Origin of the sequence: Bacteroides faecichinchillae JCM 17102 (assembly GCF_000614145.1) — a bacterium.
Taxonomy (GTDB): Bacteria; Bacteroidota; Bacteroidia; order Bacteroidales; family Bacteroidaceae; genus Bacteroides; species Bacteroides faecichinchillae.
Window position 1 is genome coordinate 1 of record NZ_BAKK01000025.1, and the last position, 22,142, is coordinate 22,142.

The 22,142-nt window shown below is 37.9% G+C and carries 17 protein-coding genes and 3 pseudogenes; 1 reads left to right on the forward strand and 19 read right to left on the reverse strand.

Annotation, left to right across the window (positions count from 1 at the left end; all coding sequences use genetic code 11):
* Positions 1 to 28 precede the first annotated feature (28 nt).
* From JCM17102_RS12865 to JCM17102_RS12930, 14 genes and pseudogenes are all read right to left on the reverse strand, one after another.
* Positions 29 to 2,791 (reverse strand): alpha-L-rhamnosidase-related protein, encoded by a 2,763-nt coding sequence (locus tag JCM17102_RS12865; RefSeq protein ID WP_025075430.1) that lies wholly within the window; start codon positions 2,789 to 2,791, stop codon positions 29 to 31.
* Positions 2,792 to 2,832: 41 nt separating this feature from the next.
* Positions 2,833 to 3,861, reverse strand: coding sequence for an aldo/keto reductase (locus JCM17102_RS12870; protein WP_025075431.1), 1,029 nt, complete (start codon positions 3,859 to 3,861; stop codon positions 2,833 to 2,835).
* A gap of 126 nt (positions 3,862 to 3,987) precedes the next feature.
* Positions 3,988 to 5,474 (reverse strand): annotated as a pseudogene (locus JCM17102_RS27575) (MBOAT family O-acyltransferase).
* On the reverse strand, positions 5,461 to 6,375 hold the full coding sequence (locus JCM17102_RS12880; RefSeq protein ID WP_025075432.1) for an SGNH/GDSL hydrolase family protein: 915 nt from the start codon (positions 6,373 to 6,375) through the stop codon (positions 5,461 to 5,463). Before JCM17102_RS12880 ends, JCM17102_RS27575 begins: the two are co-directional and overlap by 14 nt.
* Positions 6,362 to 7,753: an SGNH/GDSL hydrolase family protein gene (locus JCM17102_RS12885; protein ID WP_033886837.1), complete on the reverse strand. Its 1,392-nt coding sequence runs from the start codon at positions 7,751 to 7,753 to the stop codon at positions 6,362 to 6,364. The genes JCM17102_RS12880 and JCM17102_RS12885 overlap by 14 nt, the downstream gene beginning before the upstream one ends.
* Positions 7,754 to 7,876: 123 nt before the next feature.
* Positions 7,877 to 8,170: a PG0541 family transporter-associated protein gene (locus tag JCM17102_RS12890; RefSeq protein ID WP_025075434.1), complete on the reverse strand. Its 294-nt coding sequence runs from the start codon at positions 8,168 to 8,170 to the stop codon at positions 7,877 to 7,879.
* Between the two features lie 12 nt (positions 8,171 to 8,182).
* Positions 8,183 to 11,344 (reverse strand): efflux RND transporter permease subunit, encoded by a 3,162-nt coding sequence (locus tag JCM17102_RS12895; RefSeq protein ID WP_025075435.1) that lies wholly within the window; start codon positions 11,342 to 11,344, stop codon positions 8,183 to 8,185.
* Between the two features lie 13 nt (positions 11,345 to 11,357).
* Entirely contained in the window at positions 11,358 to 12,371 is a 1,014-nt protein-coding gene (locus JCM17102_RS12900) for an efflux RND transporter periplasmic adaptor subunit (RefSeq protein ID WP_025075436.1), read from the reverse strand.
* 22 nt (positions 12,372 to 12,393) lie between these two features.
* A pseudogene (locus JCM17102_RS27580) lies at positions 12,394 to 13,745 on the reverse strand (TolC family protein).
* Between the two features lie 42 nt (positions 13,746 to 13,787).
* Positions 13,788 to 14,444: a TetR/AcrR family transcriptional regulator gene (locus JCM17102_RS12910; RefSeq protein WP_033886838.1), complete on the reverse strand. Its 657-nt coding sequence runs from the start codon at positions 14,442 to 14,444 to the stop codon at positions 13,788 to 13,790.
* A 605-nt stretch (positions 14,445 to 15,049) separates the two neighbouring features.
* A complete protein-coding gene (locus JCM17102_RS29040) occupies positions 15,050 to 15,379 on the reverse strand; it encodes a urocanate hydratase family protein (RefSeq protein WP_025075438.1) in 330 nt (109 codons plus the stop codon).
* Positions 15,380 to 15,392: 13 nt separating this feature from the next.
* Entirely contained in the window at positions 15,393 to 15,632 is a 240-nt protein-coding gene (locus JCM17102_RS32500) for a hypothetical protein (protein ID WP_025075439.1), read from the reverse strand.
* Positions 15,608 to 15,880, reverse strand: a complete 273-nt coding sequence (locus JCM17102_RS30920; RefSeq protein ID WP_148302059.1) for a hypothetical protein — start codon at positions 15,878 to 15,880, stop codon at positions 15,608 to 15,610. Before JCM17102_RS30920 ends, JCM17102_RS32500 begins: the two co-directional genes overlap by 25 nt.
* Before the next feature lie 196 nt (positions 15,881 to 16,076).
* Positions 16,077 to 16,718, reverse strand: coding sequence for a DUF6563 family protein (locus tag JCM17102_RS12930; RefSeq protein WP_025075441.1), 642 nt, complete (start codon positions 16,716 to 16,718; stop codon positions 16,077 to 16,079).
* A gap of 287 nt (positions 16,719 to 17,005) precedes the next feature.
* Between JCM17102_RS12930 and JCM17102_RS12935 the strand changes: the two genes are divergently transcribed.
* Positions 17,006 to 18,820, forward strand: a complete 1,815-nt coding sequence (locus JCM17102_RS12935; RefSeq protein ID WP_025075442.1) for a MutS family DNA mismatch repair protein — start codon at positions 17,006 to 17,008, stop codon at positions 18,818 to 18,820.
* 32 nt (positions 18,821 to 18,852) lie between these two features.
* Here the strand turns inward: JCM17102_RS12935 and JCM17102_RS12940 are convergent, their stop codons facing one another.
* The 5 genes and pseudogenes from JCM17102_RS12940 to rpsD form a co-directional block, all read right to left on the reverse strand.
* On the reverse strand, positions 18,853 to 19,392 hold the full coding sequence (locus tag JCM17102_RS12940) for a DUF8460 domain-containing protein (protein WP_025075443.1): 540 nt from the start codon (positions 19,390 to 19,392) through the stop codon (positions 18,853 to 18,855).
* A 105-nt stretch (positions 19,393 to 19,497) separates the two neighbouring features.
* Positions 19,498 to 19,893, reverse strand: a complete 396-nt coding sequence (locus JCM17102_RS12945) for a DUF8440 family protein (protein ID WP_025075444.1) — start codon at positions 19,891 to 19,893, stop codon at positions 19,498 to 19,500.
* A gap of 137 nt (positions 19,894 to 20,030) precedes the next feature.
* Positions 20,031 to 20,516, reverse strand: a complete 486-nt coding sequence (gene rplQ / locus JCM17102_RS12950; RefSeq protein WP_025075445.1) for a 50S ribosomal protein L17 — start codon at positions 20,514 to 20,516, stop codon at positions 20,031 to 20,033.
* Positions 20,517 to 20,519: 3 nt separating this feature from the next.
* Positions 20,520 to 21,511 (reverse strand): annotated as a pseudogene (locus JCM17102_RS27590) (DNA-directed RNA polymerase subunit alpha).
* Between the two features lie 12 nt (positions 21,512 to 21,523).
* Positions 21,524 to 22,129 carry a 30S ribosomal protein S4 gene (rpsD, locus tag JCM17102_RS12960; RefSeq protein WP_025075446.1) on the reverse strand — a complete coding sequence of 202 codons (606 nt, stop codon included), beginning with the start codon at positions 22,127 to 22,129 and terminating at the stop codon, positions 21,524 to 21,526.
* Positions 22,130 to 22,142: the final 13 nt, after the last annotated feature.

The window sequence follows — 22,142 nt, forward strand, 5'->3', positions numbered from 1 at the left end:
GTAGCTGAATAAAAGAGATAAATAAAATCTACTCTTTAACCAAAAACCGGTAATTACCTTGCCCCACCTTTACTTTACAATAATTATTTTCAATACCCAGCACTTCAATACCAGAACGTGAAGCTAATGTCTTTCCACTCTCTGTTATTTTAGGATCAGAATGATACACAGGTATATAAATCGTCGCTTCACTTCCGACAGGTATAGAAACATTTAATTCTAAAGAACCAATATTCTGTCGAACTTCTGACACCAGTTTACCATAGGGGGTCATATTTGAATAATAGACTTCCGACAATTTCTGAGGTAATGCAGGTTTTATGATAACACGTTTATATCCAGGTGCATTCTCATCTACTTTTACTCCTGCAAGAGTCCGATAAAACCAGGTTAATCCTCCACCAAACATTGGATGATTATGTGAGTCTTTACCATTCCATTGTTCCCAAGTAGTAGTAGCTCCCTGCTTAATCCAATAACCGTAACTAGGAAAATCAGATTGATTCATAACCTCATAAGCCACATCATTCAACCCATTTGCAGCCAAAATTTCAAAAAAGAACTGAGTACCAAAAATTCCCGTATTCAAATGATTCTTATATTTTTCTACTACCTCCTGACGCAAAGTCGCTACAACATCTTTATATGATTCTTCCGGAACTCCCATCACCAAAGCGAAAATATTACTACCATAATCACCATACGTTTTCTTTTCTCTATCATAAAATTTACGATGAAAAGCTCCTTTGACTCGTTCTGCTAACTCTGAATAATATCTAAAATCAGTAACGTTACCTATAGCCTCAGCAGCTTTTGCCGTATAATCAGCACAACGCCATAGATAAAATGTATGCACCAATTCTTCCAAAGGGATAGCAAATGCAGGTGCCCAGTCACCTAAGTTCAGCCAATAATTTGGTTCTTTCGAGTTACAGTTGGTGCTCTTAGCTAACATTGTTCCATCAGCAGTAAGCCATGTCAACATATAACGCACTTGTTCTTTCATCGCCCAATAATTGGCTTCTAACATACGCCTATCTCCATAATGAAGATAAAACTCCCAAGGCATAATATTCATAGCTGCTCCCCACGGAACGCCCCCACCACAACCAGGTTGCCATGGTGCTCCATTGGGTACATACCCTGTTTCGATATTTTGCACGTCCCTTATATCACGAATCCACTTCTGATAAAACGCAGCAGCATTGAAGTTATGCATTACCGTAACACACGCCACTTGTCCGTCTCCTGTATAAGCAGAACGTTCCCGATGCGGACAATCACTGGCTACACCTCCATGCATATTATCTAATTGACTACGTTGCCATATTTCATTAATCTGGTTAAACAGCGAATTGGACGTTTTGAATTCTGACGAAATTTTCACATCCGTATTTACAGCCTCAGCAATTACATTCTTTGCAGACAGATCAGAAAGACCACTTATAATAGCTTTACTAAAAACATACCAAGTAAACCGGGGAGCATAAGACTCCTTCCCTTCACCTTTTAAAATATACTGTTGAATCCCCAACGGAGATTCACAAATATATTTAACATTTAAAGTATCTCCCTTTTGTCCCCTAATATCCTTAAAATGTATCCATCCAGATATCTCTTTACCAAAGTCAACTTCATAGACTGAAGCTTCCAATTTTTTAAAAGAAATCGGCCGAAGAGCTTCTATAATCTTATCTGTAGGAGCAGTATGGGCAGTTAGCATTCCAATCGGAGCCTGGCGCAATACTGCATAATTCCACGTTGAATCATCACATTTTGCGGTTGCCCAATCTTCCACTTCCGCATTTGCATCGTAAATTTCCCCATCAAATACCCCATCCATTATGATAGGAGATTCTTTTACTTTCCACGTCTCATCCGAAGCTATAATATCTTTACTTCCATCCTTATAAGTCACTTCTATCTGACAAAGAAAACGGGGTGAACCGAACGGACATACCCAATGACTCACGCAATCATAAAATCCATTCCCGACAATAGCTCCCGCTACATTTTCTTTTTCCTGCAACAAACCAGTAATATCATACGCTAAATACATCACCCGATAATTACGGAAACGATTGTCAATAGCAATATTTGCATATTTAAGATCATCCCGAACCGTATAATTGGTAAAGTTCGGTACAAGATAATCATCTCCTACCCTTTCACCATTTATATAAAGTTCAAAATATCCCAGTCCAGTGACAAAAACTTTTGCCGAAACAATATCCTCCTTCACATTAAATAGTTTCCGAAAAAGTGGGGATGGATAAGAGGGATACACAGTTGAGTTAGGTTTAAGCGTCTTCTTAGGTGCCTCGCCTTGCCAGGGTACACCAATCCATTTTGCTTTCCATTCGTCAGCAGACAAAAGTCCCATGCCCCAATAAGCAGGCTCACTCCAAGCAGACGCCTCTTCTTGTCGGTTCCAAGTCATGACACGCCACCAATAATCCTTTGCAGATTGTAATTGTTGTCCTTCATAAGGAATCAAATACGAATCTGAAGAACTTCTTTTTCCACTATCCCAAACGTCAAACTCACCATTCAATAATTTATCTTTTGAAGAAGCGACCACAATGCGATAAGCTTTCTGAACTTCACCGCGGATCTGTTTTGAAGTAACTTCATTGATCCACGACAAACGAGGAGACGGAACATCGACTACAGCCGGGTTCTCCATATATTCACAGGTCAGTGAAACTGGTTTTAGTTTGGCATATCCCACTGACACAGCAAACAATGCACAAAACAAATACAAAATTCTCATTGAGTTCAAATTCTTCATGGTATTAAGATCGGTTATTTTAAGGCGTGTATTCTTTTCTACTATTTTTCTTTTCTATGCTTCACACGTTTAAGTAAGATTTGATCAATCTCAGCCAACTCATCAAACGTAAATTCCAAATTATCTAAAGCATGTAGATTATCGTCTAATTGCTTCACAGAACTTGCTCCTACAATTACTGACGTTATCCGTTTATCTTTAAGTGTCCATGCCAATGCCATCTCCGCCAACGTTTGACCACGACGATGAGCGACTTCATTCAGTTGCCGGATAATCTCCACTTTTTCAGGAGTTACCTGTGAGCTTTGTAAAAATCCGGTAGGACGTGCAGCACGTGAATTTTCCGGAATCCCATTCAAATATTTATCTGTCAATAGTCCCTGAGCCAAAGGAGAGAATGCAATAAAACCAGAACCATTCTTTGCTGCCAGACTAAGATTTTCTTTCTCAACCGTACGATCAAACATATTATAACGATATTGACTAATGAGACAAGGCACACCTGCATCTGACAGCATTTCGTAAACTAAATATGCTTTCTCAGGAGGATATTTAGATATTCCGACGTACAAGGCTTTTCCTCTTTCTACAATGTCAATTAGTGCTTGAACTGTCTCCCTGATAGGAGTGACCTCATCATAACGATGAGTATAAAATATATCAAAATACTCTAAACCAGTACGACGAAGGCTTTGGTCAATACTTGCCATCAGATTTTTTCGTGAACTATTTCCACCATAAGGCCCTGCCCACATTTCATGACCAGCTTTAGAAGAGATAATCATTTCATCCCGATAGCCCTGAAAGTTTTCTTTCAGAATCCGACCGAAGTTTATTTCTGCACTTCCAGGAACAGGACCATAATTATTTGCCAAATCAAAGTGTGTAATACCATGATCGAAAGCATATTTAATTATATCTGTTGCTACATCAAAGTCGTCCACACTACCAAAATTATGCCACAATCCCAAAGAAATCACAGGCAACTGCAAGCCGCTCTTACCACAGTATTTATATTGCATCCCATCATAACGATTGGATGCCGGCTGATAATTTACAGAATCATTCATATGATTACTCATTTTAACTTTGTAATTTACAAAGAAAAGATTTTTTTTTTCAATAAACTTCCAATTGCCCGACATTTGTTCGCCTATAATGTAATTTATATATATAAACGTCTAAATGAGAAAGTATCAGAACTGGAAATAAATGAATGGCTGAATTTCCGTACTTTTCATTTGAATCACGAGATAAATCAATGCTACCATCAACAATGCCTTTCCTAAGAACGGTAGACGGATAACTCCACGACAAAGTGCATTTTCCCAACGGTCGGGCGCAAAATGGAGTAAAAAACCGAGTAACATCAAGCAAATACGCGCCAGTATCCCTCCAACAATTGTGGAAAAAGTTGCGGATTGAAAGCCATAAATATTTGCTTCAACATATCTATCGAATTATCAAAATCGGCATTACGGAAGAAAATCCAGCAGAAACAAACAAAATTAAAAGTGATTATGACTCCGAATACACGCCTCCAGCCATGACTCCCCTCTCCTTTCTTACGTCCAGTAAAAGTTATCCACATTTTATGTACAGCCAAAGCAATGCCATGGAAAGTTCCCCAAAGCATAAAGTTCCAAGAAGCTCCATGCCAAAGACCACCCAAAAACATGGTAATAATCAGATTTAAATATTGACGGAACTTTCCTTTCCGGTTTCCTCCTAAAGATATATATAGGTAATCGCGCAACCAACTGGACAAAGAAATATGCCAACGACGCCAAAATTCGGTGATAGAAGCAGATTTATATGGAGAATTAAAGTTTAAATTGAAATGAAATCCTAATAACAAAGCTATACCGATAGCCATATCACTATAACCAGAAAAGTCGCAATATATCTGTAAAGCATACCCGTATACTCCCATCAGATTTTCCACACCCGAATAAAGCGTGGGATTATCAAAAATTCGTTCTACAAAATTGATACTGATATAATCGGAGATCACTGTTTTTTTGAACAGACCGGATGCTATAAGGAAAATACCTCGTCCAAACATTTCCTGCGAAACAAAAAGCGGTTTTCGGATTTGAGGAATAAAATCACGAGCACGCACAATCGGTCCGGCTACCAATTGCGGAAAAAAGGATACATAGAAAGCATAATCCAGCAAATTTCTCAACGGTTTTATCTCCCGGCGATAAACATCAATGGTATAGCTTAATGATTGGAAGGTAAAGAAAGAAATCCCCACCGGCAAGAATATATCGAGCGTAGTAAATTCGCCCCCCATCAAGGAAGCAATAGCCCCTCCCAAAAAGTTCGTATATTTAAAATAAACGAGAAGACCCAGATTAATACATAGACTCAACGTCACCAGCCCTTTACGTTTCCAACGTCCCACTGTATGATCCATCCATTGCGCTAAAAGAAAATCGCAGACTGTTACAATAGCAAGTAAAAAGAAGTATGTGCCACTGCTTTTATAATAAAAGTAATAGGAAAAAAGAGTAACAAACAGGATACGGGCCGTATTCTTTCGTTGCAACAACACATATACTATCATAAAAGCAGTAAACAACCAGAGGAAGATACCACTACTGAATATCATTGGTGCTTGTGGATCATAAGTCAGCACCTCTTTGAGACGGCTGAAATCTATATCAACGGGTAACATAGTCATTATAAGCTTGAATTAAGGCTTGATATAATAGATTCCCCTGTAGAACATATCCTTCGGGTAAATAATGTACATGATCGGGACGCATCAGTTGTGCCTCCGTCCAATTAAGACAAGCGCGTTCACGCCCACCTACGACATCATACATATCCCACACTAATAAGTGATGGTCTTTAGCATAACGGCGAATTGTTTCTGTTGCTGTCGCTGTACGAGGGTTTATTGAATATGTACGTTTTCTCCGACGCTGACGAAAACTTTCGTAAGAACCGGGAGGAGTAGTCAGTAATATAGGAACCTCGGGAAGCCTGTCACGCAACAATTTAATAAGTTCATCCATCTGATTATAATGTACATTAGCGTTGTAACGCCGACTATGGCTTTCATTTGTCCCGAAAGAAAGAATCAACAGTTCGGGCTTCAGTGCAACAATATCAGCAATGCGGTCAGGATGAGTAAATGTCAGACATGTAGCTCCATTTACTCCCATATCTGTATAGGAAATAGCCCCAAAGGCTTCTTTCAGCAGTGTACCCGTAGTCTGCGGATAAATATGACCGCGAACATGGCTATCACCAATATGAACAATGCGCACTGTGTCTTCTGAGATCCCAGCATGTACTTGTCGGAGACGTTCAAAGATAGGAATAAACAAAGCAATACTATCAATAACTTCATTCCGTCCGGTCTTTTTGAAAGCCGAAGGGAAAAAAAGTTGTGGCAGAGAAATGGTATCGGCCATCCAAGTCATTTCCCGCATTGGCTTCACTGTCTTCAAAGATTTTGTTAAGGAAGGACGGGCAGGCATTTGATCTTGAGCTATAACCTTCGACAGAAATCCGGAAACAGTTATACATATAATCAAAAAACAGACAAACAACCGGTTACTCTTTCTCATAAGAACGCCTCCTGTCGTACTGTTCCTTTCCATATATCAACGTCTCATACAATAGCTTTGCCAAATGTTTGCCACCCCGGAAATTTATATGTGTATAATCATAATTTGCCATAGCAGGTTTGGCATTTACCATTTTAACCATACTTCCATCGCCTCCCATTGCCTCAAACATATTCCAAAAAGCAATACTACTTTCCGCTGCTATACTCTGTTGATAACGGATCAGATTCTTGACTCCCGGCATTGTACGTAGATCTCCATTCTCATTTTTAGATTCGCGATCACCAATACTCAACAATAACACTCCGGCTTGAGGGAAATTCTTCTTTATATGCTCGATAGAAGTAAGCAATCCTTTCTTATAATTATCATAATTACGTCCATATTCCGTAGCTACATTCAATCCGTATTCCAAAATAACCAAGTCGTAAGGTCGCTGATGATTGAATTGCCTCATCATCTCTGCCGGTATTCCTCGGAGAGAAAGTCCAGAACTTCCACGCAAAGAGAAATTATCCAGAATGATTCCTTTCTTACCATCCATTGCCACGCCATAAAAAAGAGTGGAATCCGCCTCATTCACTGTCCATCGTACCGAACCGATACGCCCATCCAAATACATCTGTTGCAATTTATTAGAGGGAGTGAATGAATGAGTCTGTTCTGCCCCCCGATTGACACTAACGGAAAGTCGCATATCTCCTTTATTATAGAAGAAAATAGATGTTCGCTGACAAGTATCAAGTAAAGAGGCATATTTGCTTTGTCCATGCAGTTCAACGTAAGCTCCTTTCCTAGGAATAAAATAGTGTCCGGATACTCCTTGCTTTTTCCTATCAAAAGAAATAGTATCGGTTACTGCATGGCTCGACCATCCTCCGAAAGTTTGTCGTACCGTAGGCCGATACCCATTCGTAATTGATGTGATTGTCACAAAACCTACTCCGCACCCACCAAAGCGTTTTTGAAGCATTTCACGTAAGTCAGCAGTAAAAATATCCGCTTCTATAAAAGAATCGCCAAATACAGCGATACGTACCATATTATCTTCGGAACCATTGGCATTAGTAGAAGAAACACGGTCAAGTGCTTCATAGAAAGGGGTCATACCTCGGCTGGTGGAATCACTATAATCCTCAATACAAGTCAGACCCGTCCGGCAAGTATCCACAAAAGCAGGTTTTACTACAGGTGGAAGAACGATACTATCTGAATCGGCAACCACTTCTTCCGGTTCCGGATAGCGCAAGTCTCCTAAAAGATCGACACGCCTCATAGTATGACCGGCAATTGATATTACCGGTAACCAATGTAATCCTATCAGAATGATAAATACAAGCAAAGTTAGCCAGAGCGAATATTTCAGATAATTTTTCATAATCTACCTTACGTTCAAATTTTTGAAACGACTGCAAAGATAGACAAAAGCGACAAAAAGAAAGGAGAATCTACATTATTTAATGCGATTCTCCTTTCCATTTATTTATTCACTGTATGGGTGTCAGATCGTTCGTTCAATATTCCAAACAAAAGCTCGTAAACCTAATTGCTCGGTTTCTAGGTCCATCTTATGCAATGTATCCAATAATGGATCGACTTTATTATCATCAACTACTGTAAGGATTGCCGAACACATACTTGGCCATGCATGGCTACCAAAATGCGGATCACCAGTCTTCGAGCCACGCCCCTGAACCTTCTCCAAATAGCTGAAGCCACGACAATTCAAGCGATCTAGCAATGCAATAATACGTTCAAAATAGGCCTGATCGAATGTTATTAATACTGATTTCATATTTCTTTTCTATTATTTCTTAATATAGTCACTTTTATTTTCCCGGAAGTAAAGATCCAGTTCACGCTGACGGCGTAACTTGCGACGTTGGTTCTTGATTCCTGTACCGGCAAATACACAATATAGTGTCGGAATCAGAATCAATGTCAATATGGTTGATACGCTCAAACCGCCAATTACGGCAATCGCCATTGGGCTCCACATTTCCGAACCTTGACCTCCACCGATAGCCATCGGAATCATACCGAGTACGGTAGTAGCAGTAGTCATTAATACCGGACGAAGACGACTCTTACCAGCCGTTACTACAGAATTCATGACTGTCAAACCACGTTCACGACAAAGAATGATATAGTCAATAAGCACAATACCGTTTTTCACCACAATACCGATCAACATAATTCCTCCCAACAAACTCATGACGCTCAATGTACTTTTTGTGAAAAACAATGCCATCAAAACGCCACTAAATGCAAACGGTAGAGAGAACATAATGATGAACGGATAAGTTAATGATTCGAACTGTGCCGCCATTACAATAAATACGAGGACAACAATCAAAACGGCAAGAGTTCCCAAATCACGAAACGAATCTTGCTGATCTTCGTACGAACCGGCCACCTGAATAGAAATTTCACCGGGGATATCCATTTTATTGATAATAGCATTACCTTCATTTACTATATTACCCAATGCTTCTTTACCGGAAATAACAGCAGATACAGTTACAATACGTTCACGGTCTTTACGTTCAATAGTAGGAGGGGCAAAACGCTCAACTACTTTACCCACATCTTTCACACGAACAGCTTCACCTTGACTGTTATAAATCAGAATATTTTCAATACTTTCCAAGCTAGTACGATATTCTGGCGCGTAACGAACCTTAATGTCATACTCATCACCATCTTCACGATATTTCGAAGCCACTGCACCATTTATCCGGTTACGCAAATAGTTACCGGCAGTAGCCAGGTTCAACCCATGCATAGCAAGTTTCTCCCGGTCAAAGTCTACCTGATACTCTGGCTGGTAGTCACTACGACTAATATTTACTTCCGATACACCTTTTAAAGCCTGCAATTCACGCTTCAAACGAGCTGCCACACTATCAGTGATCGCCATATCATATCCGTATACTTCAAAGTCAGCACTTGCCTGAGCAGACATACCTGTATTACTACCTCCCAAAATTACTTGTGCTTTACTGAATTCCGGATAAGCCTTCAGGTCTTCACGCATCTCGTCACAGACTTGCTCTAATGAAATATCACGATCTCCCGGGTCTACCAAACTGATATTAAAGGAAATAATATGTGAACCGTTGTCCTGCATAGAAGCCCAAGTATTGTCTGAGTCTGCCTGACCAACAGTATAGTTACATACTGTCATGACACCCTTATATTTCTCTAACCATTTCTGGGTCAGTTTTTGGGAAAGGTCTTGCGCTATTTCTTTTCGTGTACCAATCGGTAATTCCAGTTGTACAGCTATACGAGCATTATCCTGTGCCGGGAAGAACTCGGTACCAATACCTTTGGCACAAAGTAAACTAATAATAAAAAAAGCAATACAACCCACAATCACAACCGGACGATGACGTACTGCCCAGTTCAGCATCTTTGCATACCATACGTCAAGCCTATCCAGAGTTTTCTCAATCGGAGTAAAGAAGAGTTTGAACATCTTTGATGGTTTCTTCTGCAAACGAAGTAACTGGGAACAAAGCATCGGAGTCAGTGACAAAGCAGCTACGGTAGAAATAAACATAATAGCACACATCATCCACCCTAACTGCTTGAAGAGTACACCGGACATACCACTAACCATTGTCAGCGGAAAGAATACAGCAATCATCGTCAATGTAGAAGCTATTACAGAGATAGCCACCTCATTCGTTCCATGTACGGCTGCTTGTTTCGGGTCCGAACCACGTTCAATATGGGTCGTTACATTCTCAAGTACTACAATCGCATCATCCACCACCATACCAATTGCAATGGATAGTGATGATAAGGAAATGATATTAATTGTATTTCCGGTAACTGCCAAATAAATGAAGGAGGCAATCAATGAGAGCGGAATGGTAATACAAATAATCAACGTCGCACGCCAACGTCCCAAGAAGAGGAACACAACGATCACAACAAAGAGCAACGCATAGACAACAGTTTCTGTCAAACTGTCAATTGTGTTCAAAATGTTGTCTGAGGTATCGACAATCACACCCAGCTTCACATCGCTCGGCAAACTCTTTTGTAGTTTCGGAAGTGCTTCTGCTACCTTCTTTGAAATTTCTACGGAGTTAGCACCTGACTGTTTCTGAACAATAATCATGGCTCCCTTAACACCATTATTATATGTTTCCTGCGCACGCTCTTCTACAGTATCAACGATTCTGGCAACATCACGCAAGAATACATTAGCTCCGTTGTGTGTACCAACTACAACATCTTCCAGCTGCCGGGAATCGTCGAACTCACCTTCGACACGTAATGAGTACGTCTCACTACCAATGTCAAAGTTACCACCCGGAATGTTCTTATTCTCAGCTCCAATAATCGAACTAATCGTTTCGATTGTCAGATTATAAGCTTCCAATTTATTCGGGTCACAATATACCTGTATCTCTCGTTGCGGTGCACCACTGATTGAAACGGTACCGACACCCGGAATACGTGCTAACGGATTGACTACACGGTCGTCCAATATTTTATAAAGAGCGGATTGACTCTCATTGGCCTGTACTGAAAGCAGCACAATAGGAATCATATCTGTACTAAACTTGAAAATAATCGGATTCTCAACATCGTCAGGAAGTTGAGAGCTTACCATATCCAACTTGTCGCGTACATCGTTTGTTAGTACATCAATATCATTACCAAACTCAAATTCCAACGTGATCAATGACATATTCTCGGAGGAACGAGAGGTGATATGTTTCAAATTACTCACCGCATTCAACGTGTTTTCCAACGGGCGAGTCACATTATTTTCTATATCCGACGCACTTGCACCGGGATAGGCGGTCATTACCATAATCGTGTTTGTATCAATATCCGGATACAAATCGATAGGTAATTTGGACAAAGAGAAAAGACCAAAGATCACCACTGCCAGGAAGCAGAGGGAGGTCATAATCGGTTTCTTAACCGCACCTTCGTATAAACTCATTTCTTTAATTTAATTATTTTTCAACATCTACTTCTGTTCCATTCACTAGACGTGCCTGACCAGCAACGACTACTTGTGAATTATCAGGGACACCGGATATCAACTCATATTCTGATCCCATACGTCTGCCTAATTCGACTTTGTTATAAGATACTTTACCGTCTTTGTAAACAAATACATAACGATCGCCTGAACCAGCCTGCTTCACAATTGCCAAATCTGGAACAACGACGTGATCTGCTGTTCCGAAATTGAGAGTAGCACGAGCAAACATTCCTGGACGTACGCGCTGGTCTCTATTATCAAGTTTGATTTCTACTTGGAAAGTACGTGTAGCTGCGTCGATAGTAGGATAAATCAGGCTAATCGTTCCTTTAAATATCTCGTCACCATATACATCTAATTTCAAATCCACTGGTGCACCCTTCTTTACTTTTGTGAAGTAAGTTTCAGATACGTTGATTAAAAGTTTCACCGGAGTAATTTGTTCGACTACTAGCACAGGACTACCACCACTATACATATCACCATTATCATAATTACGAGCAGTAACAACTCCATTGATCGGACTTAATAATGCTGTATTTTCCAACAGGTTCTTATAAGCGGTCTCCTTCACATCCAACTGCATTTTAGCTGCATCCCATTCTGATTTGGAAGCACCACCTACTTTATAGAGTTCGTCAATGCGATTAAATTCAATCTCCTGATTGTCCAGCTGTAACTTTGTCTGTTTCAGGTTTGCAGCATCCATCTGCACTAACTTCTGCCCCTTTTTTACGCGATCACCTACTTCGACAAAAATCTTATCGATACGCACTGGTGATGAAGGAGCGATATTGTTCTTCACTTCTGCTTCTACTGTTGCCGTATACTCTTGTATTTGCTCTACGGGACGAGCCATTACATCAGCCACCTTCACCTTCAGCTTCTCTTCTTCTTTCACAGCTGCCTTTTCTTTCCCACCTGTACATGAAATCATAAATACCGTCAATAACAGGGCTACTAATTGGATACCTTTTTTCATATTCCTTAGTTGTTTTAGTTGTCTATCTTTGTTCTTTTCCCAAAACCTGGTCAAGATCTGCTCTAGATACCAGGTAATCATAAATTGCTTGATTGTAAGTCAGCTGCGCCTGAGTTAACGATACCTGCGAACTATTCAGTTCAAGCACTGTTCCTTTACCGATATCATAACGCTTCTCAGCAATCTGAACTGCCTTTTCTGCTTGCATCACATTCTCTTTGTTACTAGCTAACTGTTCCGAACTGGCAGTCATATTATTGCGGTAACTCGTTATCTGCATATTCAACTTTCTTTCCGTATCGATACGATTCCAATCGAGCTGTCGCATTTGAATCCGGTTAGATTTCAACTTAGTGAAATTGCTTGCCCGATACAAAGGAATACTCAAATTAAACATCAAAGAGGAACTATTGCTCCAGTTATACTTCAAGAAATTAATATTCGGATTATACAGAGACTGATATTGATAAGAGAAGCTCATTGACAATGTAGGCATGAAGTTTGCCCGCAAAGATTTTACATTCTTCTCCAACAGTTTCATGTTCAGGTCCATCTGCTTCATTGTCGTATTATCCTCCAATCCCAGATGTTCTTCTGATAGTCGATTAGCGAAAACAGCAGTTTCGTAATTTGTCAGATTGTCATTGATCTTAATATCTACATTCGCAGTAATGCCCATCAATACTCTCAACTGTAATTTTGCCAAAGTAATAGCATTCTCGGCGGAAATCAGATTAGGCTTAATGCTACGCATCTGTACTTCCGCACTGATCTTATCAAATTCACTAACACTTCCTTGTTCAAATTTTGCTTTCACTACATTATAATTGTCTTCTGCTACTTTATAACTTCCTTGAAGTACATTATAACTATCTTGTGCAAGCATCAACTGATAGTATGCCTTACTAACCTGATTTATTAAATCCTGTTAGATGCACGCGACTTCTCCACAGCCAGTTCTATGTCTGTTTTCGTCATCGACATAGCCCGATAAACAGACGGTACAAACAATGGCAGATTAATACTCAACCCTGCATTTGCTGTATTAGTGTTGTCTTGTCCCATTTTGAACGACTGATTGTTCAATTTCATTTCAGCTGCTTTAATCGTATGATCTAACGTTCCCGTCAGGCTAGCCTCGGGTAATAAGTTCTGCCAGGCTTCTTTACCTGCCACTTTTTTCAAGGCTATTTCATCTGCAGCCACTTTCATCGTTGGATTCTCATCCAATGCGATTTCTATGGCTTTATTCAACGTCAGAACCAACGTGTCCTGCGGTGAATCTGCTATCTGAGCCTTTGCAAGACCAAATGCTCCAACCGCTATCGCTGTCAAAAGTAACCTCTTGCCTGTCAATTTCTTCATTCTGTTCATAATCTCATTCTTAATTAATCCTTAATTGTTTGTCACCGGAATTCAGTCATTAATATGCCCGATCCGGTTTTTACGATATTCTTGTATAAAGTCTTCTAATACTTTCGCTCCTTTTTCTGTTGAAATTCCCCGTATATATGTGAACATAATGGATTCGTACACTTCAATAAAAGGATACTCACTGCAAATATCTGTATTCAAAAGAACATCAAATTGCTCACGTACCAGTAGATTAACGATCGCAAAATTGACATCCGAACGGAAAATTCCTTGTTCAACACCCGATTTAAAGAAAAACATAGTTTTCTCTGAATCACTATCCTGACGATCTTGCATCATTGCATATACCTTTGGATATTTCTTAATGTCTTCAAAGAAACGCTTATTCGTCTTATGGAAGATTTCTATACTCTTCTGGAAAACAGCAAGAATCACCTCCAATACATTCGATGAATGCTCATATACTTCCTGCAGATATTTATCCCTATCTTGCTGAATCTTCAAAATACTTTCTTTCAGCAACGTTTCTTTATCTGCAAAGACTTCATAAAGAGTACGTTTTGATATTCCTAAGGCTGCCGCAATATCATCCATTGTAATGCACTTGATACCTTTTGAAGTAAATGCTTCTGTTGATGTCATTATGATCCGTTCTCTCAATTCCGCCCTTTGTGAAGCGTCTTTTCCATGTTCCATCATCACTCGTTTTCTATTTGGTTAGACTCCTAGTTTTCTTCAATTTCACCTCAATAATAGGAAAAACGGAACAAAGATATATAGAAAACTCAATTAACAGATTAAGTTTCCATATATTTATAGCCTTATTGATAAATATTATCATTCTAACAACAAATATAAAAACAAGTGTTAATAGGAAATGCGGAGCAAAAGTAGAAAAGATAGAGAAATAGCGTAAAGTTTTCTAGCCATCTAAAGGATGAGAATCGACAAATGCCGGATAAAAGTCGATAAGAAAACGACTTTTTATCCGGCATAACAGTTACCAGTATTAACGAGATGAAAAAGGATAAAGAATGTGTTAGTACTCTAACTCCGTTCTTTCTAAAAAGGCAACCGTCTTATGTTTCTCTTTATATATTTATTATCTTTTATAAATTGTACTTCTTTCCTTTACTCTTAGGAAACACTCCCGAAATAACGACGTTTTCCAAAGGTTATGGTAGTCGATTCCTTAAACAAAATATTCTAATAAATCAACGATATTATATTACTATAATAAACCGAACAAAGTTTATATCTTTTCACGACTTCTTTTAGCCCCAAAGATACTTCCAGAATATCTTCTATCCACTTCCGGATATATCGTGTGAAATATGTGAACTATCGCCTTCAGCTATGATAGAAATAATCCCTACTCTATAAGTAGCTTTACGCTGTGAAACATTCATTTCTCCTAAATTGGAAAAAACAAACAGACGTTCTTGTAATTTTTCGTCTTGAATAAGATTAAGTTTCAATCGTTTTGCATTCAAAAGCGTATTGAGTATGTCAAAAGCAATATCTCGAAAATTTATGTACATCCATTCTTTTGCGGATATCTGAACATTATTAGCAACATCCATTTGTACCGAAATACGCCTATTGAACTGATTATGGAATTGGCTGGTCACCATGGAGTTGGTTACATTAATACGCAAAACACTGAGACGTGGTGAAATAAAAAAATTCTAACATATATCTGGATTCAATAACATAAGCTTGCTCATGAATCAGCTTTCTAAGGCATTGTGTAACCAGACTATATTGCATCATTTTTTGCCAATTCTGGCCTGTTCCACCATACAAAAGTAACTTATAAAAACATATAATAATACTATTGTCAATTATCGTCTGAAAAGCTTTTACCTCAATATATCTATCATGCATTCTTCAATAGACTTTAAGATCATTTTTTTTGCCGGACGGAAATAGTATCTGCAATTTCCGATACAAGGTTTTTCTATTAATTCAATAGTGAGTTGCTTAGTTGGTTCAGAAAGGATATAACGTAATGTATTATTGGGTGTTACAGGAACTTTTCCCGAGGTAAGTATATAACCACGGTTGGAAGCTCTCCGGATACCTTCTACAAAAGTTGGATAGAGAAGTAATGTGTCGCCAAGAGTCATTCTCATAATAAACAGAATCAAAGATTACAAACCGTAAACAAGACTGTCTTATAACTCTTCGCAAGATAAGAAAAAACTTATATAAAGACAAGAAAATCAACTTATTTATTATATGAAAATTGATTAGCTTTAGTTCTAGTAAATAACAGTATTCAAATGAGTCTCAAAACCAGAATATAAAATAGGAATTTTATAAAAATAGCTACTTCTTTTGCTTTTGTAACATCAATAGGTATTTAAAAGTGTTCTCCGCTTCCTGACTACCATCATTCAGATAAGCCTCCTTCCAATCCGGATATTTTTTTAGTAATTTGAGCATTTCTTCTTGCCCCAGAAAATCAATTTTACCAATTTCACCATTGAGTACGTAACATACACGTTTGGTTACCAAACCTGATGCTGCCAAAGCATCTCCAACATTACCTCCAAGTTTTACATCGTCCGCCTCTACAAAATTCTCACCAATCTTGGAACCTAAGGGCATCGCACAAAAATAAATATTATTACCCAACTGAACTGCAGGAGCATACCAAGCTCCAAACCGTAACTTCTTATAGCGCAATTTACGACAATTTACATAAAGATCTCCTTCATTTGTACGCACAGCAAAACAACGCTTCTTCAATAAACGACACATCGACTCATCCTCACCAGCCGTTATCCGGTAATCAGCCCCCCCTGATAAGACAATCTGATTCCTAGAACGCTTTTCAACCCTTAATACAGCAACTGTATCACCATCCTGAGTGAGTAATTCTTTCAGATTGGAATAAATAACATTTTGCGCAATTGATGGAAGACTAATTGCACCTAAAAGTAACCATAAAATACATCTTCTTTTCATAAGCTATCCTCCTTCTCTCTTACTTAACGCCTTTTTGTGTGGAAAGTTATATATTAAACCGCATAAAAACAAGTTTGGAAAAAGAAAAAATGTAAAATGATAAACGATAATACTCTCTCCAGAAGGAAGATCATACTCTGCTATATAACCATGCAGAAGAAATAGATGTATTTATACGAACGTTAATAAACAGTAAATCTACATTTATGAGTGATAATCTTCTTTCTTAACCTTTACAATAAATAGTACCTTTGTCCAAAGCTAATTTATTTTAAGTAAACTAATTTATGGAAACATTGGAAAACATCATAGAAAACTATCAGAAAATAATCCTCGAATCAGAGCAGGAATTACAAAAAACCCGCAAGCAGATCCGAAATATCAGCTTATTACGATTATTTATGTTTATAGAAGCCGTAGTAGCTGCTTTTTACTTTTGGGATAAGGGTTGGGAATATATCCTTCTTTTTTCTTTTTTTCCTCTCCTCCTGTTTATCTGGCTAGTGAAACGGCATAATCGATGGTTTTATAGAAAAGACTTTTTAAAAAAGAAAATAGAGATTAATGACCAAGAACTCTGTGCTATCCAATACGACTTTTCTAATTTTGACGGTGGTAAAGAATATATCGATCCATCTCATCTCTATACTTTCGACTTGGATGTATTTGGAGATCACTCACTCTTTCAATACATCAACCGAAGTTCGACTCCTATTGGCAAGCAACAACTTGCCGAATGGTTCAACCACCATCTCGAAGATAAAGAAAGTATTGAACAACGGCAAATAGCCATACGCGAATTATCTTTAGACCTGGAATTTCGGCAAAAGTTTCGCGTATTAGGTTTACTATACAAAGGGAAATCTGCTGATATTTTCGAAATCAATCAATGGGCTGCCAGTGCTAGTTATTATCGCAAACACTCATTTCTTAGAATATTACCAAGTATAGTCACTATTGCTAATATGTTATGTATCAGTGCTTCTATTTTGGGAGTTATTCCAGGTAGTATTGCCGGAGTAGTATTTGTATGCTTTGTCACATTTAGTTTCATTTTCTCAAAAGGAATTACTAAAATGCAGGTGACTTACGGAGAAAAGCTGCAAATATTATCTACGTATGCAGACCAAATTCTTCTCACTGAGAAAAAAGAGATGCATAGTTCTATCCTAAAAGAATTAAAAACTGAATTAACCAGCAAAAATCAAACAGCTTCACAAGCTGTACATAGCCTCTCCAAACTGATGAATGCACTTGACCAACGCAATAACTTATTAATGAGTACTATCTTGAATGGTCTCTTATTTTGGGAGTTACGACAAGTAATGCGAATTGAAAAATGGAAAGAATCTCATGCCTCTGATCTTCCTCGTTGGTTAAAAGCTATTGGAGAATTTGATGCGTATTGTTCGCTAGCTACCTTTTCCTACAATCATCCGGAGTTTATCTATCCGCAAATAAGCTTGCAATCATTTCATCTACAAGCAAAAGCTTTAGGACATCCACTTATGGATCGAAATAAATGTGTTAGAAACGGAATAAGTATAGAAAAACGTCCATTCTTTATAATTATTACGGGGGCAAATATGGCAGGAAAAAGCACTTACTTACGTACGGTAGGAATCAACTATCTTTTAGCCTGCATAGGTGCGCCTGTATGGGCCAAACAGATGGAGATATTTCCTGCCCGTCTTATCACCAGTCTACGGACAAGTGACTCACTGACTGATAACGAGTCTTATTTCTTTGCAGAACTAAAACGACTAAAATTAATCATTGATAAGCTTCAAACAGGGGAAGATTTATTCATTATCCTCGACGAAATTCTAAAAGGAACAAATTCGGTAGATAAACAAAAAGGTTCTTTTGCTCTTATAAAACAATTTATGAATATGAATGCTAATGGCATTATCGCCACCCATGATCTATTATTAAGTAGTTTGGCAAATTCCTTCCCAAAGAATATCCATAATTATTGTTTTGAAGCAGATATCACTAATAACGAACTGACTTTTTCTTATAAAATGAAAGACGGAGTTGCACAAAACATGAACGCCTGCTTCTTAATGAAAAAAATGGGGATAGCCGTCATTGACGACTAAATCCCCATCAAATTTAAAGAATCAAAATCTTATTAATTCATTTTACTTTTTGCAAGAAAAGCAGCCACAGTTGCAGCCTCTCCATTCGTAAAATAATGAACAGTAGTTATGGGCTGATATGTATAAGGAACAAATTGAGACAACTGAACAGCGGCAAATTTATTATCCTCAGAAAGTATTATGTCCATACGAAGATTCCCGCTTGTTTCACTTTTGATTTCTGAATCTATCGAAAAATTTCCAGAATTCACTAGTTCTTTCAACTTATCCATATGCTTTAAATCAAAGAAAGCACTCCGCTCTTTAGCAACACTGCCAGTTGGAACATAAACAACTTCTTTTGATTTCCAAAACATACGGAATATTCCAATAAGGAATAAACCTGTTCCCAATACCATTAATATCATACTAACTGTAGATGACTTATCTTCCAACTCAAAAGTAGAAACAAAAGATAAGATACCTATTAATAACATTATACATGAGAATACAATTCCAGAAATACTCGTACGTTTAGCGATATCAGGATGTGAAGAAGCAAATATAGTTGCATCAATAGTTTGAGTTGCCATATTATTTGAAATTTTGATTATTAGTAAAAATAGATAATAAAAGGTCTGCTAATATATAATCATTACATAGAAGCAATTAACAAGTTTACACTAATAATCAAACTCCTAAACAATAATATGCTTTAAAGTAAATACATAATATTCACACGATGGTTGACAATAGTACGAAACCGTTGTTGCGTAGATTTTTTCCCGATGCAATGATAAAGAATTCTCTCTTTCTGCACAATTTTGTAGGAAGTTTTTTAATAAAAAGAAATATTCACTGGTTTGCACACGTTGTATACGTGAGACTACAACCTGATGACTTTGCAAATTGTTAGTCAATTCTGCAACAGGCAAATATGGGAATTCCGGGGCACCGATTTGATCTTGATGTACTATATGAACTACAGAGGTATACTCTGCTCGTTCCAATTTTTCATTGGAAATATTGCTTGCAATCCCATGCAGGACAACTGTTAGCAACAGAAATAATATTACCTTTACAAATCTTGCCATATTCTTCTACAAATATAACAGAATATTTATGAGAATTGTTCACCCTGAAAATCTTTTAATGTATCTTTAGAAAATAAACAAAAAAGACTACTCCATTATGAGTAGTCTTTTTTATATCTATAAGAATAACTGTTGAATTATTCTGCTGATTCAGCTTTTGGTTCTTCAGTTGCAGGAGCTTCAACAGCAGGAGCAACTTCAGCACTCTTCTTAGAACGACGAGTACGAGTAGTTTTCTTAGCAACTTTCTCTTTAGCCATGTTTTCATTGTAGTCTACCAACTCAATGAAACACATTTCAGCATTATCACCTAAACGATTACCAGTCTTAATAATACGAGTATAACCACCTGGACGATCAGCAATCTTAACTGAAACTTCTTTGAACAATTCAGTTACCACAAACTTATCTTGCAAATTACTAAATACAACACGACGAGAATTTGTTGTGTCGTCTTTAGCTCTTGTAATCAAAGGCTCAACAAACTTCTTCAAAGCTTTTGCCTTTGCAACAGTCGTAGTGATTCTTTTGTGCTTGATCAAAGAACAAGCCATGTTAGATAACATTGCACTTCTATGAGAAGCAGTACGACCTAAATGATTGAATTTTTTATTATGTCTCATTTTTTATTCTTTATCTAATTTATATTTAGAAATATCGGTTCCAAACGACAGATTCAGACTTTCCAGCAAATCATCCAGCTCGGTAAGCGATTTCTTTCCGAAGTTTCTAAACTTCAACAAGTCAGTCTTATTGAATTGTACTAAGTCACCAAGTGTTTCTACATCAGCAGCTTTCAAACAATTGAGTGCACGAACAGATAAGTCCATATCAACAAGTTTAGTTTTCAACAACTGACGCATATGCAATACTTCCTCATCAAACTCTTCATTGCCATCAGAATCATTACTTTCAAGCGTGATCTTCTCATCTGAGAACAGCATAAAGTGATAAATCAGAATTTTTGCAGCCTCTTTCAGCGCTTCCTTCGGGTGTATAGAACCGTCGGTAGTAATTTCAAGTACCAACTTTTCATAGTCAGTCTTTTGTTCAACACGATAGTTTTCTACCGCATACTTGACATTACGTATCGGTGTATAAATAGAATCAATTGGAATTACATTAACATCCGTACAAAATTCGCGATTTTCATCAGCGGGAACATATCCACGACCTTTGTTAATTGTAATATCAATCTGCATAGTTGATTTGGAATCTAAATGACAAATAACTAATTCCGGATTTAACACTTCAAATCCAGTCAAATACTTACCTATGTCACCTGCTTTAAATTCACTAGAATTCTCGACAGTGATACTCACTTTTTCGCTCTCGAACTCTTCAACTACTTGCTTAAATCTTACTTGTTTCAGATTCAAGATAATGTTGGTAACATCCTCTTTTACTCCCGGTACACTAGAAAATTCATGCTCCACACCATCAATTCTGATAGTAGTGATAGCAAAACCCTCTAATGAAGAGAGAAGGATACGGCGTAATGCATTACCGACAGTAATACCAAAACCCGGTTCCAACGGACGAATTCGAATTTACCGAATCTGGAGTCCGCCTCCAACATTAATACTTTATCAGGTTTTTGAAATGCTAATATCGCCATGAAATTAATTATTTATTTAGAATACAATTCAACGATCAAATGTTCTTTAATGTTCTCAGGAATGTCTGCTCTTTCAGGTATATGTAACAACTTACCAACTTTTGAAGTTTCGTCCCACTCCAACCAAGCATATTTACTATGATTGAAACCTGCGAGAGAATTAGCAATAACTTCCAAAGATTTAGATCTTTCACGAACACCAATCAATTGTCCTGGTTTTACTGCATATGAAGGAATATTTACCACTTCACCGTCTACTGTAATATGCTTGTGACTAACCAACTGACGAGCAGCAGCACGCGTAGGAGCAATACCCAAACGGAATACTACGTTGTCAAGACGACCTTCCAACAACTGAAGCAATACCTCACCGGTAATACCTTTAGCTGTTGCTGCCTTCTCAAACAAATTACGGAATTGTTTTTCTAAAACTCCATAGGTGTATTTTGCTTTTTGCTTTTCACGAAGTTGCACACCATATTCAGAAGTTTTTCTTTTTCTAGAATTACCATGTTGTCCGGGAGGATAGTTCTTCTTTGACAAAACTTTATCAGCTCCAAAGATTCCTTCACCGAATTTACGGGCGATTCTTGATTTTGGTCCAGTATATCTAGCCATTTCTTTTAAATAT